The sequence below is a fragment of the Lacisediminihabitans changchengi genome (assembly GCF_016634425.1).
GTDB lineage: Bacteria > Actinomycetota > Actinomycetes > Actinomycetales > Microbacteriaceae > Lacisediminihabitans > Lacisediminihabitans changchengi.
The window spans coordinates 165,034-178,243 of sequence record NZ_JAEPES010000005.1 but is presented as its reverse complement, the minus strand read 5'-3'; the positions used below and the strand labels follow the sequence as shown (position 1 = coordinate 178,243).

Here is a 13,210-nt window from a genome sequence, read left to right as displayed (position 1 = left end):
GCGAGCGATCAGCGCGGATGAAAGAGTGACAGGACTCTTCGAATGGGAGCCGTGAGTTTCCACGAAGCGCTGGATTGGAACGAGGCGGCGAGTTCGTTCGCCTCGAGGACCTCTTCTTTCAGCACCTGGCACTCAGCCATGAGGTTCGACTGGTCCGCCCGGATGGCGGCCAGTTCGTTCTCGAGTCGACCGATCTCCGCGGAGGGGATGCGCAGCGCCGATGTCATCCGGTCGCGCGTGACGTCCCACTTGCGATCAACTCGAATGGGCCACTCGTGCCAGAGGGATGATGAATTGTCCAAGACCATCCGAGTGACAGCCACCTCGGAGCTCCGCAGGGCGAAATTGACCGAAAGCTGGTCTCGGCGAGAATATCGCAGAAGGTGGTCCCACCAGAGCTGCATGGCCGCATCCACCTCGGAAGTCCGGCGCCGAGCCAAAAGCGCCGTCCAGTACGGCACCTCCTCCAACACGGCCGGGACGATGGTCGAGTAGTGGATCAGCTGTTCGTACACGCGGGAAGGGTCGTCGTAGCCGTCCGCGGCGACCGCGTCAAACTCCCCGATCACACTGGTTCTCCAGCTATGGCCGGGAATGGCGAGATCGGTCTCCCTGAGCCATTCGTCCAGCAGCAGATTGGGTGTCGCCCGCAGCCTGACACTGTTGTCGATCCAGAGAGTTTCGTCGTAGTCGCCAAGAATCTCCGGCCCACGCACCTTGAGGTAGCGCGCGCTCCTGATGGTGTCGAGAGGAAACCTCGGAGTAATCAGCCGAATATTCCAGGTCTTGCTTGTGAGCTGTTCGTCATCAGTGAAGCAGATGAATTCGATATCGGTCTCTAGCGCGACAGGCTGCTCATTGAGTTGCTCGTACCTGCCGATGAGTGCGGTATAGACGACTCGGCGTGGTTCTGCCGTCAACTGATGGTCCTCTCCAGTCGGGTAGAGCACGAGGTGCTGGACGGGAGACGGCCATATCCACTCGGCCCAAGAAACGCTAGCAGGGCATGAGACCAGAAACACCATCGCCGAGCGCTGACGCGCCACCGAGCAGGGTCAGAGTCGCCGTGCGCGTTCTCACCATCTGATCGATGACGGATGCCGGAACACAAGACTGCGGGGAGAGGAACAGAGGTACGGAGTTCGCTCCGGCGACAGCGCCTCCGGTGAGCCCGTCCGCGTAAGCCGTGCCGGTCGCGAGATAGGCAGAGGTCGCCGCGGGGAAGGCTGCAGCATTGACGCTGGCGGAGGTGGAATACCGGTCCGGGCCCGCAATTCGCGTGACGGTACCGAACGCACCAAGAGCGGAAGTCATGCCGGCTGAGATTGCCGCCTCACCGCCCACGATGACGAGTTTCGTCACGCCAAACGAGCGAAGAGAGTCTGCAATGGCGGACGGAACTGCCGTGGCCGACCCGTCGACCAACAACAGGGGAGCCCTCTGCGAGCCTGCGGCCGACGCTGCCGAGATCGCATCGGGGAAGTTCGCTCCGGTCGCGATGTAGGCGGTGGTCGCGGGGTTCGCCGGGCCGTACAGGCTGCTTCCCACAGCGATGGAGGTACCGAAACGATCCGTGCCGCTGATCCTCACGACGCTCGGCGAAACGGAGGACAGCTGCGCGAAAGCACTGGCCGAGATAGCAGAAGGGCCACCGACAACAACAATCTGTTGCGGCTGTAGTCGCGCGAGTTCAGCCAGGACATTGGCTGGCACCGCCGCGCTGGTCGCGAGCAACAACGGTGCCCGGCGAGCAGCGGCGATCGGAACAGCGCTGAGAGCATCCGGGAAATTCTCGCCCGACGCGATGTAGGCGACGGGCACCCCGGCAGCGAAGTTCTTCTGCGAGATCTGAACGGCCGTGTCGTAGCGATCCGTACCGGCAACTCGAGACGACGATGTGACAACGGAGCCAACGGTGACCGTGGTGCAGCCGAGGTTGATGTCGGTACCGAGCGACTGGTTCTCCGCATCGGCGCAGACCGATTGGGTCCCAGGAGCGGCGGTGACCGTCATGGCGAACCCGTGGTTCGGTCCGGCCCCGGGGACGGCCGCATCGGCTGCGGCATTCGCTCCTCCGGCTGGGATGAGAGTGCTCCAGCCGTTACCGCGCACCCTCACGTTGATGGCGGTGCCCAGCACGTCCGGGTCGACCGCCCATCCCGTGACGGAGAGGCTGTTTGCCGCCCCGGTCACGGTCTGCAGTGCTCCGGTAGGATCTCCGCTCGGTCCGCCGAACCATTGGTTGTAGTAGACCCAGAAGTTGCGGTTGCCATAAGCGCCGCACGGCGCGGTCCCGTAGAGGTTCGCGAGGGCCGCGGCGTTCGGGGTGTAGGGGGTGTAGTTGTACAGAGCGGCGGTCGCATAGTTGTCGACGTTGACTGTCTTCGACCCGCAACTCGCCACGGTGCTGTAAGCGACCTCCTGCACGCCGGGCTGCCGGGCGAAACGCCCCGCCTTGTAGACCTTGAGTTGCCAGGTTCCCCAGTAGATCTGGTTGAAGAATCCGTAGTACTTCGTGTCGCACACCGCACCGTGATCTGGGCAGGCGTACCCCATTGCAATTCTCAGATTGGCCAGCGTCGGCGAGGTGCCGGTGATGAGCGCCTCCTCCTTTTGCAGGGTCACCAGAATTACCCGGGCGCTGATGCCACACGCCTGCTGCACTTTGAAGATGATGCGAGCGGCCGACTCGTTGCCTTCACTCGGATAGGCGCTGCAGACCAGATTGCCGGTAGCCGAAGAGCTCCGTGACGGCTGGCTCGTCGTTGGGGTCACATAACTCTTGAGACAGCCGTTCGCCCCACATGCGCCCGGTTGCTTCGACTCCAGAAACGACTGGATCTGCGCCTGCGACAGGGCGTTGCCGTCGTAGAACTTCGAGTCGTCGATGATGTGGCCAGCGTTGAACTGGGAGCCGTCGAGAGCCTGTGCGGCAGTTGGAGACTGAATCGCCACCAGCCCTCCGACGAGCAGCGCCAGCGAGAGACCCGCGGCGACCAGTCGGCCGCGATTACGTGCCCCCATAAGAGGAATCGATGTCCTGTACCGCATGTGTCCACATCCCGAGTCGGTCATACCAAAGCTCTTGCATACTAACGAGCGACCAACCTTGGACGCCTAAGCGCTACAGCGCGCCGCACAGGCGCTGTTTCGAGAAGAGACCGGGTTTTCTTCCCTCGACGATATAACCAGTCAACGCCGGTCCAGCCAACCCCCCGTCCGGGCAAAATAGCCCGACCGGTAGGATCAGGGAGACCTTTTTGCATAGGACCGCTCCCTTCCGAAAGATTTCAGGCATGAAAATTCTCGTCACCGGCGGCGCCGGTTTTATCGGCTCGAACTTTGTCCGTCGCACGCTGCAGGACGCCTACCCCGGCCTCGAAGGCGCCGAGGTCGTCGTGCTCGACGCGCTGACCTACTCGGGCAACCTCGAGAATCTCGCCCCCATTGCGGACTCGCCGCGGTATTCCTTCGTCAAGGGCGACATCCGCGATTCTGAACTTCTCGACCAGCTGTTCCCGACCGTCGACGCCGTCGTGCACTTCGCCGCTGAGTCGCACGTCGACCGCTCGGTGCGCGACTCCGGCATCTTCGTCGAGACCAACGTGCTCGGCACGCAGCGACTGCTGGATGCTGCGCTCCGCTCGAACCTCCAGCGCTTCGTGCACGTCTCCACCGATGAGGTCTACGGCTCCATCGCCGAGGGATCGTGGGACGAGACCCGCCCGTTGGAGCCGAACTCGCCGTACTCCGCGTCGAAGGCCGGCAGCGACCTGCTCGCGCGCAGCTACTTCCGCACCCACGGCCTCAACGTGTCGATCACCCGCTGCTCGAACAACTACGGCCCGTACCACTTCCCCGAGAAAGTCATCCCGCTGTTCGTCACGAACCTCATCGACGACAAGCACGTGCCGCTCTACGGCGAGGGCAACAACATCCGTGACTGGCTGCATGTGGATGACCACACCCGCGGCATCGCGATGGTGCTCACGCGCGGCCGCGCCGGCGAGATCTACAACATCGGTGGCGGCACCGAACTCACCAACAAGGAGCTGACCGAGCTGCTGCTGCAGGCGACCGGCAAAGACTGGTCGTACGTCGACCGCGTGCAGGACCGCCTCGGCCACGACCTGCGTTACAGCGTGGACATCTCCAAGATCCAGGCCGAACTCGGCTACGAGCCGCAGGTGCCGTTCGAGCAGGGCCTCGCCGACGTCGTGCAGTGGTACCGCGAGAATCGTGCATGGTGGGAGCCGCTGAAGGAGCGCGCAGCGCTGTGACCCGCTACCTGATCGCCGGTGCACACGGCCAGCTGGGCCGCGACCTGCAACTCGCGCTTGCCGGACGACACGTCACCGCTCTCGGTCGCGCCGACCTCGACGTCACCGACCTGGAGTCCGTGCGTGCTGCGGTTGCCGGGCACGACGTGATGATCAATGCATCTGCCTACACGAAGGTCGACGCGGCCGAGACCGACGAGGATACGGCCTATGCCGTGAACGCTGTCGGCGTGCAGAATCTCGCGATCGCGGCATCGGAGACCGGCGCCAAGCTGGTGACCGTGTCGACCGACTACGTCTTCGACGGCTCGGCCACGACGCCGTACGCCGAGAACACCCCGCGCGGACCGATCTCGGCCTACGGCCGCACGAAGGGCGAAGGCGAGCGGCTCGCGCTGGAAGCGCACCCCGATGGCACCTACGTCGTGCGCACGGCCTGGCTTTACGGTGCCGGCGGCGCGAACTTCGCTAAGACCATGGTGAAGCTGGCTGCCACCCACGACACCGTCTCGGTCGTCGACGATCAGCGCGGACAGCCGACCTGGACCGGCGACCTCGCGGCCCAAATCGTCGCGCTGGTCGATTCGGATGCCCCAGCCGGCATCTATCACGGCACCAACAGTGGCGAGACGACCTGGTTCGACTTCGCCAAGGCGATCTACATCGAGGCCGGCCTGGACCCGGCGCGGGTGCTCCCGACGACCAGTGCCGACTTCGTGCGCCCGGCACCACGGCCGAGTTACTCCGTGCTCGGGCACGACGCCTGGGCCGCGGCCGGGCTTGCTCCGATGCGCGACTGGCGCGAAGCGCTGAGCGAGGCGGCCGCGAACGGCGCCATCACGCCGTAACGACAGCGCACCGTAAAGTTCGAGTCGTGACCAGCGCGCCGAGCCCGACCATCACTGAGAAACCGGCCATTGGCTGCGGTCGCGCGCGCTGGCGCGCCCCTGTGTTCGACGGTGGGACAGCCTCTACTTCGCCGACATCGCGAAGAGCGGTTACTTCTCTGTCGACTCGCACTCCACTTGGGTGGCGTTCTTTCCGGGCTACCCCGCGCGGGCGGGCGGGCTCGCCCGCCTGTTCTCGGGTGCGGCAAGCCCGCTGCGGACGTGCGTTTTCAGCTCGTAATCGACATCGTATTCGCGCTGCTCTGCTGCGCCGGACTGGTAGCGCTGCTGCTGAAGCGGCGCTGGGTGTACTGGGCGTTGCTGGCCTTCGGGCTTGTGCTGCTCGGCATCAACACCTGGTTGTTCACCCTGGGAGCGTGGGCCGACTAGCTGCGAAGGGCTTTGGACCCCGCGGGTAAACTCCCTGTGGGGGTTCGGACAACATCCGGCAATCACATTGGAGCACCATGACCACGACTCTGCGCGTGATCGTCGACCAGATCGTCGCCCCCATCCCGGGCGGTATCGGCCGATACACCGAGGAGTTGACCCGGCAGCTGATCGCCACTGCTCCACTCGGCTGCAACGTCGCCGGGGTGGTGTCCGCCTCCTCTGAGGCCGACTACGAGCTCATCCAGACACTCCTTCCCGGTCTCGCGGGACTGCACAAGACAACCCTCGCCCGCCGCGAACTCGAGCTCGCCTGGCAGCACGGCTTCACCCGGCTCCCGGGCTCTGGCATGCTGCACGCCACCGGCTTGTTCGCACCCCTGGCCCGTCACGACCGCGTCAACAACCAGGGCGAACAGGTCGTCGTCACGATCCACGACGTCGTTCCGTGGACCAATCCCGAGGCACTCACCTCGCGCCGGCTCGGCTGGTACAAAGCGATGGCCAAGCGCGCATACAAGTACGCGGATGCCGTGGTCGTCCCCACCCACGCGGTAGCAGCGGGGCTGAAAAATATCTTCGATTTCGGCGAACGGGTGCGGGTGATCGGCGGGGCCGTCAGTTCCAAGCTGCGACTCCCGGTCGACCCAGACGAGCGCGCAGCTCGCATGGAGCTGCCCGACCGCTATCTGCTCAGCGTGGGAACGCTGCAGACGCACAAGGGCGTCATCGAGCTCATCAACGCCCTGAAGCAGCCGGAGTTGGCGGACATCCCGCTGCTCGTGGCCGGACCGGAGGGGTGGCAGGGGCTCGATCTGGCCGCGGTGGCCGCCGAGGCCGGACTCGAAGAAGGCCGCGTACGGTCGCTGGGGTACCTGGCCGACGCCGACCTCGCCGTCGCGCTCGACCGCGCATCCGTTTTCGTGTACCCGAGCCTCGCCGAGGGTTTCGGACTCCCGATGGTGGAGGCATTCAGCCTCGGTACGCCCGTCGTGCACTCGGATGACCCGGCTCTGCTTGAGGTGTCGGCGGGCGCGGGCATCGCGGTCGCCCGCGCTGACCGGGCGACGTATCCTGAACGGCTCGCGGAAGCGATCGCCACCGTGCTGAACGACCCGGCCCTGGCCGAGCGGATGGGCTACGAGGGGCAGGACCGCGCCAAGACCTTCAGCTGGAAAGACTCCGCCGAGAAGGTCTGGCAGCTACACGCCGACCTCTAGCGGTTAAGGAGTTGGCGTCGCCGTCACCGGGGACGTCGCAACCTTCACCGCGGCGTGGATCTTGTCGTAGTTTGGGTTGCCGTTGTCGAACTGCGGCGGCACCAGCTCGAGCTGCGTCACCGGGAGTTTGCGACCCTTGCCGGCAAGGTCGATGAATCCGGGAATCGCCGCGGTAGGGACATCCGTCTTGATCACCTGGGCCCCCGCCGCCGCGATCTCCTGAAACTTTGTGACGACCACCGACGGCTGCACCTGCTGGATGATCGCCGTCTGCACCTGGCGCTGGCGCTCCATGCGATCGAAGTCACTGCCGTTATAGCGCGAGCGGCCGTACCAGAGCGCGAGGGCACCATCGAGGTGCTGTTTGCCGGCCTCGAAGTAGCCGTAGGGCTGCTTGGCCGTCACGGGCCCGTAGGCGAGCCGGGCCGGCACGTCGACCGTGACGCCGCCGACTGCATCGACCAGGTCGGCGAAGCCCTGCATGTCGATCAGGGCGAAGTACTGGATCGTGAGTCCCGTGACCCCGCCCGCGGCATCCATCATCGCCTGAATGCCCGGCGACGATCCCTGCTCGGTCGCCTTCGGGTACAGGGACGGATGTTCTTCGGCATACGTGTAGATGTAGTCGATCAGGCATTGATCACCGCAGTTGTAGCCGTCGGGGAAGGGCCCCCACAGAGGCGAACCCTTCGTGAACGTCGCCTTCTCCAGGTTGCGGGGGATGCCGATGATCGTCGTCGCGCCGGTTACGGCATCGACGCTGGCCACCGAGGTACTGTCGGGCCGGAGACCCGTGCGGTCGGGGCCGGCGTCGCCACCGAGCAGCAGGATGTTGTACCGGCCGTCGACCGGCGTCGCCATTGACGAGCCCCCGAATATCTGGGAGAGAGCCGATCGGGCGGCTCCGGTCGAGACGGCCGCATAGCCGGCGCTGCCCGCGGTGAGTACGAGCCCCGCAACGGTGACGAACGCGACCAGCACACCAGCCGCCGGCGCGAGCTTCACGAGCCGCACCATCCGGAGCGTGTCGAGGGTGAGGATCGTCCAGAGGATCGCGAATGCGGCGAACAAGACCTGCAGGGCGGTCAGCCCGATCACACTGGTGACGATCGAGTAGATCGCCGTGTGCGCGACCAGCCAGGTGACCAGGGCGACGAGGGCCAGGCCCCAGAGGAAGAACGTGGTCGAGACAGCAAACCGGCCGACCTTACGATTGCCGGCGAGCAACTGCGCCGACCCCGGGATGAGCAGGTTGAGCGCGACCAGCCACCAGGCTCGACGCGCCATCACCTCGGAGGGCGCCGCCCCGGGGAATCGAACGGAGGTGGTTGCGCTCACAAGCTCGCCTGTAACGCCGTGTTCTTCTGCTCCACCAGCGCCGCCAGCGACGCGGCGTACTCGAGCAGTCGCTCCGTGAGCTGGGGGTCGGATGCCGCGAGCATCCGCACCGCGAGAAGACCGGCGTTCTGCGCTCCCCCGATGCTCACCGTCGCCACGGGAATCCCGGCGGGCATCTGCACGATCGACAGCAGAGAATCGAGACCGTCGAGCTTGGCCAGCGGAACCGGCACGCCGATGACGGGAAGCGTGGTGACGGAGGCCACCATGCCGGGGAGGTGCGCCGCGCCACCGGCGCCGGCGATGATGACGCGAAGCCCGCGACCGGCCGCCTGCGTGCCGAACGCCATCATCTTGTCAGGGGTGCGGTGGGCGGAGACGACCTCCACCTCGAAATCGATGCCGAACTGGGTGAGCACGTCGGCGGCGGCCTTCATCACGTTCCAGTCGGAGTCTGATCCCATGATGACGGCGACGCGGGGCTCGGGCATGGCAATCAGCCTAGGTTCTGCTCCTGAAAGTAGGCCGCAGCGGCGCGCGCCAACACCACGGTTTCGGTGAGATCCGGGCCGTACGCGTTGACGTGACCGACCTTGCGCCCCGGGCGCGGGGTCTTGCCGTAGTTGTGCACCTTCACGGCCGGCTGATCGGCGAACGCGTGCGGGTAGCGATCCGCCAGCGAACCCTCGGCCGGCCCACCCAGGATATTGACCATGACCGCCCAGGTGTCGCGGGCATCCGTCGACCCCAGAGGCAGGTCGAGCACGGCACGCAGGTGCTGTTCGAACTGGCTGGTGACGGCGGCATCCTGGGTCCAGTGGCCGGTGTTGTGCGGACGCATCGCGAGCTCGTTAATGAGCAGGCGCTGGTCGGTGGTCTGGAACAGCTCCACCGCGAGAACGCCGGTGACGCCGAGTCCCTCGGCCACCGTCCGCGCGATCTGGGCCGCGACATCCGCCACGCGCCCCTCGGAGTCGGGAGCGGGGGCGATCACCTCGGCGCAGACGCCGTCACGCTGGATGCTCTCCACCACGGGCCAGGCGACGAGCTCGCCCGAATCGCGGCGGGCCACCAGTTGCGCGAGCTCGCGCTGGAACTCGACCAGCTCCTCCGCCAGCAGCGGCTCGCCGAGGGCCAGCCAGTCCTCGATCTCGGCGGCGCTCGACACCACGCGCACGCCCTTGCCGTCGTAACCACCTCGGGCGGTTTTCACCACCACCCGCCCGCCGTTGTCGGCGAGGAACGCGTCCAAGTCAGCCGCTTTTTCGATGCGTGCCCACTCCGGCATCGGCAGGCCGAACTCGGCCAGCTTCTCGCGCATCAGCAGCTTGTCTTGTGCGTACAGCAGCGCGTCGGGGGCCGGACGCACACGGATGCCGCGGCTCACCAGTTCGCGCAAAATCTCCTGCGGCACGTGCTCATGGTCGAAGGTCACCACGTCGACGGTCTCGGCGAAGGCCAGCACGTCGTCGAGGGAGGTGTGACTGCCGATGGACGTCACGGCCATCGCTGCTGACTCCCCTGCAGTCTCGGCCAGCACGCGCAGCTCGAGCCCGAGGTTCACCGCCGCGGGGATCATCATCCTGGCAAGCTGGCCGCCGCCGATCACTCCGACTGTTGGCATGGTTTCTCCCTGGTCAGTTCGCTGGCATTAGACGCAATTAGGATTGCTCCGACCCCTCAATCTTCGCTCATCGCACAAGGAACACATGCGCCGTCTGTTCGCCCAGCTCGTCCGCTTCGGACTCGTCGGCGGCGTCGGCTTTCTGATCGACGTCGGGGTGTTCAACCTCCTGCGCGCCACGGTCCTGTCACCGGATGACGTGTCGCACGGCCCGCTCTACGCGAAGATCGTCTCCACCCTGCTGGCCATCATCGTCAACTGGATCGGCAACCGCTACTGGACGTTCGGTGATCGCAAGCGCCCGAACGTGGCCCGCGAGGGTCTCGAATTCGCCCTCGTCAGCGGTGGCGGCCTGCTCATCGGCCTCGGCTGCCTGTGGGTGTCGCACTACGTGCTCGGCTACACCTCGGTGCTGGCCGACAACATCTCCAGCAATGTCATCGGCCTGGTGCTCGGCACCGCGTTCCGGTTCACCTTCTACCGCCTGTGGGTGTTCCGCGAGGAGAAGAACGACGAGCCGCGGCCGCTGACGCTGCACGAGAGCCACGTGCCGACGCCCATCCCGGCGGACGACTAGCGCGGACATCCGCTCTCCGGGGGGCCCCTCCCTCCCCCACCCCGGCTCGTCCGCTGTCTCCTCCCCTCACCCCGTCCGCCGCTCCCGGCCGTCCCTCACCCCTCCGTCGTTCCCGGCCGTCCCTCACCCCTCCGTCAACAGGATGAGATCGCCGAATCGTCCGCCAACAGGCCAGATTCGGGGATGTGGCCGGGCCTAGCCTGTTGACTGCAGCTTGCTCCGGTCTAACCGAGCCGGGCGGCCCCGGCGGAGGTGACTCTCGACGACCGAAACGCACCAGTCGAGGTCGGACATGATCTGTGAGTGGTGAAATCGGGCGCTCCCGTAGCTGCTGAGCGAGGCTTCCCCGTCACGACGCCGATCGGCGATCTGCTGCGGTTCACCGTCGTGAAACTGCCTGCTGTCGCATTCGACGATGAGCCAGTCATCGACAACGAGATCGACCTGCCCGACCCGCCTGATCGACACCTGACTTCGCACCCTCAGCCCGCGCCGTCGAAGCGCCACGCGCATCCGAGATTCCGTGCCAGACATCGCGAGTCCGTCGAGCTCGCGGCGGCCCGGTCGGGCGACCTCGCGCACGAGCGGGAGCACCTCGTCCACCTCCTGCCAGGTGAGGAAGCGCTGAAATAGCGCGCTGTCCATCGTCGCGATGAGTTGGTCTCGCCCCGCGACCAGGCCGTACTGCAGGATCGCGTCGCGCACTGACGCCCGCCACCGCACATCCGTCAGCTCGGGAAAGCGCTCGGGCAGCCAGACGCGACTCTCTCCCGGCTGCAGGGCGGGAAGCCGGCTCGCGGTCGGGGCGGTGGAGACGACGAGCGGCGGGGCATCGTCGACCCAGATGCCACGGTGTGCCAAAGCGGATGCGCCGCCGAGCTTGCCGCCCAAACGCACGGCTCTCAGCGCCAGCGGATCCACGCCAGCCGCCGCGACCCAGCCGCGGCGGGGAACCCGAAGGATCCCCGATTGGACGGCAGCGCTGACGCTCGAGCGAGAGTGACCGAGTGCGAGGAGATCGGCTCGGCGGGCCAGCATCCCGAACCGGGTGAGATCGAGCATGAGGTCGCGGCGCACGGAGCAATGGTGCGCACAACCGCCCGCGCGCACCGGTCTGCTGACGCAAGTTGGGGACGGATGCCCGACTCGCCTCCCTGGGGAGGAGGACGGATGCGCGGCACACCGCTCTCAGGCGGATGCAGGGCTCACCGCTCCCGACTCACCGCTCCCCGCTCCCCGCCGGCTGCAGTCAACAGGATGCGGCCCACAGAACTCCCGATCTGGTCCTGTTGGCGGACGATTAGGCGATCTGGTCCTGTTGGCGGACCGGAGGGTGCGGGGGGGGGGGGAGGGAGTACGGGGCGGGGTGGAGGGAGTTCCGGGCGGGGTGCGGGGAGTGCGGGGCGGGGTGCGGACTGAAGACAGGTGCGGACTGGGTGCGGCGCCGGCTACGACTAGCGCGTGCCCCAGGCGGTCGTCTCGTCGAGGTCGGGCGGCGCCACGTACCCCGGGCGGGAGGCCTCGGCCTGGCGCCGAGCCGCGATCGGGTTGAGGCTCTTCTCCATCAGGTCGTGCAGGCTCGACTGCACGAGGTCGGCGCTCGGCACGTCTTTCAACACCACCGGATGATCGAGCCCCGCATTGATCAGCACGTTGCCACTGCCGAACAGCGATTGCAGCCCGGCCTTGCGCACGGTGATGTCGTAGCCGCGGCTGTGCAGCAGCTCCTGGCGCATCCGCACGAAGAATCCGCTGCGCAGGATGATGCGGCGGCTCGTGATGATGTAGCGCTTGCCCAGCCACGACAGCAGAGGCAGCAGCCAGAGCAGCAGGATCAGCAGGGCACCGCCGGCGAGCACCGCGATGTTCTCCCAGGTCTCAGAAAAGCTCCCGGAGAAATAGGTCATCAAGCCGACGACGACGATGAGCACCAGCGACGGCCAGAACAGCGCGCGGCCGTGCGGGCGCAGGCGAGCGACGACGTGCTCAGTGTCCTGCGATTCGTCGGCCATGCGTCATTCATACCTCAGGTGGGTCACATCGCCCGCGGCGACAGCCGTGATCCCACCATCCGCCGAACTCTTCACCTGCAGCCGCCCCGTGCCGTCGATGCCGATCGCGGTGCCGTGCAGGTCGTCGCCGCCCGGCAATTCGACGCGAACCTCCTGGCCGATCGTGCTGCACAGCTCGTCGACCAGGTCGGTGATGCCGCTGGCCACCGGGTCCCCGCCGAAGCGAAGGAACTCCGACACGAGCGACCTCAGCTCAGTGAGGTACCGCGAGAGCACGACATCCGCCAACTCGTCGCCGCTGAGGGTGGCCCCTTCGAGCAGCAGCGAGGTGGATGTCGGGGTCGGCAGATCCGCGGACTCTATCGTGAGATTCACCCCGGCCCCCATCACGACGGCATCGCCGCCGGGCAGCAGCTCGGCGAGGAGGCCGGAGACCTTCTTGCCGTCGATCTGCACGTCGTTCGGCCACTTCAGCCGCACGAGGTGCTCCTCAGCCAGCGCGTTGATCGCCCAGGTCATGGCGAGCCCGGCGATGAGCGGGAGCCAGCCAAAGTGCTCGACGCCGAGGGGTTCACCAGCGGGCAGGCGCGGCCGCAGCAGCACCGAGATAGCGAGTGTCTTGCCGGGCGGGGCGACCCAGACGCGACCGAGTCGTCCGCGGCCGGCGGTCTGATCGCCGGTGACCAGCACGCTGAAGTCGGGCAGGGCGGGGTCGGCAGCCCGGGCCACGAGTTCCGTGTTGGTGGAGCCGCAGGCATCCAGGATCTCGAGATGATCGACAACGGAGGCACTGAGAGGGAGCTGCATGGCTCCAGGGTACTTCCACGGAAGAAGCGCGGTCTCTTTGTGGCCTTGCGACAAGAGTTGCCCAGGGGGCCGCCG

General features: G+C 66.5%; 12 protein-coding genes and 1 pseudogene. 5 read left to right on the top strand and 8 right to left on the bottom strand.

The genetic code is table 11. The features are described from left to right. Positions 1-8: 8 nt before the first annotated feature. Both IV501_RS14755 and IV501_RS14750 read right to left on the bottom strand, forming a co-directional pair. Positions 9-1,025 carry a glycosyltransferase domain-containing protein gene (locus IV501_RS14755; RefSeq protein WP_200554805.1) on the bottom strand — a complete coding sequence of 339 codons (1,017 nt, stop codon included), beginning with the start codon at positions 1,023-1,025 and terminating at the stop codon, positions 9-11. Then, positions 997-3,024: a cell wall-binding repeat-containing protein gene (locus IV501_RS14750; RefSeq protein WP_200554806.1), complete on the bottom strand. Its 2,028-nt coding sequence runs from the start codon at positions 3,022-3,024 to the stop codon at positions 997-999. The genes IV501_RS14755 and IV501_RS14750 overlap by 29 nt, the downstream gene beginning before the upstream one ends. A gap of 272 nt (positions 3,025-3,296) precedes the next feature. Here IV501_RS14750 and rfbB point away from each other — a divergent pair, with 272 nt between their 5' ends. The 4 genes from rfbB to IV501_RS14730 all read left to right on the top strand — a co-directional run bounded on the left by rfbB (position 3,297) and on the right by IV501_RS14730 (position 6,777). Beyond that, on the top strand, positions 3,297-4,280 hold the full coding sequence (gene rfbB, locus IV501_RS14745; protein WP_200554807.1) for a dTDP-glucose 4,6-dehydratase: 984 nt from the start codon (positions 3,297-3,299) through the stop codon (positions 4,278-4,280). Beyond that, entirely contained in the window at positions 4,277-5,128 is an 852-nt protein-coding gene (rfbD, locus tag IV501_RS14740; protein ID WP_200554808.1) for a dTDP-4-dehydrorhamnose reductase, read from the top strand. The genes rfbB and rfbD overlap by 4 nt, the downstream gene beginning before the upstream one ends. 261 nt (positions 5,129-5,389) lie before the next feature. Next, positions 5,390-5,557, top strand: coding sequence for a hypothetical protein (locus IV501_RS14735; protein WP_200554809.1), 168 nt, complete (start codon positions 5,390-5,392; stop codon positions 5,555-5,557). Positions 5,558-5,634: 77 nt separating this feature from the next. Next, positions 5,635-6,777, top strand: a complete 1,143-nt coding sequence (locus IV501_RS14730) for a glycosyltransferase family 4 protein (protein ID WP_200554810.1) — start codon at positions 5,635-5,637, stop codon at positions 6,775-6,777. Between the two features lie 3 nt (positions 6,778-6,780). On the opposite strand, the gene IV501_RS14725 is transcribed toward IV501_RS14730, so the two are convergent. From IV501_RS14725 to IV501_RS14715, 3 genes and pseudogenes are all read right to left on the bottom strand, one after another. Further along, the gene (locus IV501_RS14725; protein WP_307812138.1) at positions 6,781-8,115 is read right to left on the bottom strand and encodes an LCP family protein; all 1,335 of its coding nucleotides are present in this window, start codon (positions 8,113-8,115) and stop codon (positions 6,781-6,783) included. Next, positions 8,112-8,606 (bottom strand): 5-(carboxyamino)imidazole ribonucleotide mutase, encoded by a 495-nt coding sequence (gene purE / locus IV501_RS14720; RefSeq protein ID WP_200554811.1) that lies wholly within the window; start codon positions 8,604-8,606, stop codon positions 8,112-8,114. Before purE ends, IV501_RS14725 begins: the two co-directional genes overlap by 4 nt. A 5-nt stretch (positions 8,607-8,611) precedes the next feature. Continuing rightward, positions 8,612-9,751 (bottom strand): annotated as a pseudogene (locus IV501_RS14715) (5-(carboxyamino)imidazole ribonucleotide synthase); the annotation flags it as partial. Positions 9,752-9,824: 73 nt separating this feature from the next. Between IV501_RS14715 and IV501_RS14710 the strand changes: the two are divergent. Continuing rightward, the gene (locus tag IV501_RS14710) at positions 9,825-10,316 is read left to right on the top strand and encodes a GtrA family protein (RefSeq protein WP_200554813.1); all 492 of its coding nucleotides are present in this window, start codon (positions 9,825-9,827) and stop codon (positions 10,314-10,316) included. 195 nt (positions 10,317-10,511) lie between these two features. Here IV501_RS14710 and IV501_RS14705 read toward each other — a convergent pair whose 3' ends face one another. From IV501_RS14705 to IV501_RS14695, 3 genes are all read right to left on the bottom strand, one after another. Beyond that, positions 10,512-11,393 carry an endonuclease domain-containing protein gene (locus IV501_RS14705; protein ID WP_200554814.1) on the bottom strand — a complete coding sequence of 294 codons (882 nt, stop codon included), beginning with the start codon at positions 11,391-11,393 and terminating at the stop codon, positions 10,512-10,514. 377 nt (positions 11,394-11,770) lie between these two features. Further along, positions 11,771-12,328 carry a PH domain-containing protein gene (locus IV501_RS14700; protein ID WP_200557117.1) on the bottom strand — a complete coding sequence of 186 codons (558 nt, stop codon included), beginning with the start codon at positions 12,326-12,328 and terminating at the stop codon, positions 11,771-11,773. A gap of 3 nt (positions 12,329-12,331) precedes the next feature. Continuing rightward, a complete protein-coding gene (locus IV501_RS14695) occupies positions 12,332-13,135 on the bottom strand; it encodes a biotin--[acetyl-CoA-carboxylase] ligase (protein ID WP_200557116.1) in 804 nt (267 codons plus the stop codon). Positions 13,136-13,210: the final 75 nt, after the last annotated feature.

Coding starts and splice junctions, on each gene's coding strand:
- IV501_RS14755 (WP_200554805.1), bottom strand. CDS start 1,025: ATGGTGTTTCTGGTCTCATGCCCTGCTAGCGTTTCTTGGGCCGAGTGG.
- IV501_RS14750 (WP_200554806.1), bottom strand. CDS start 3,024: ATGGGGGCACGTAATCGCGGCCGACTGGTCGCCGCGGGTCTCTCGCTG.
- rfbB (WP_200554807.1), top strand. CDS start 3,297: ATGAAAATTCTCGTCACCGGCGGCGCCGGTTTTATCGGCTCGAACTTT.
- IV501_RS14730 (WP_200554810.1), top strand. CDS start 5,635: ATGACCACGACTCTGCGCGTGATCGTCGACCAGATCGTCGCCCCCATC.
- purE (WP_200554811.1), bottom strand. CDS start 8,606: ATGCCCGAGCCCCGCGTCGCCGTCATCATGGGATCAGACTCCGACTGG.
- IV501_RS14710 (WP_200554813.1), top strand. CDS start 9,825: ATGCGCCGTCTGTTCGCCCAGCTCGTCCGCTTCGGACTCGTCGGCGGC.
- IV501_RS14700 (WP_200557117.1), bottom strand. CDS start 12,328: ATGGCCGACGAATCGCAGGACACTGAGCACGTCGTCGCTCGCCTGCGC.
- IV501_RS14695 (WP_200557116.1), bottom strand. CDS start 13,135: ATGCAGCTCCCTCTCAGTGCCTCCGTTGTCGATCATCTCGAGATCCTG.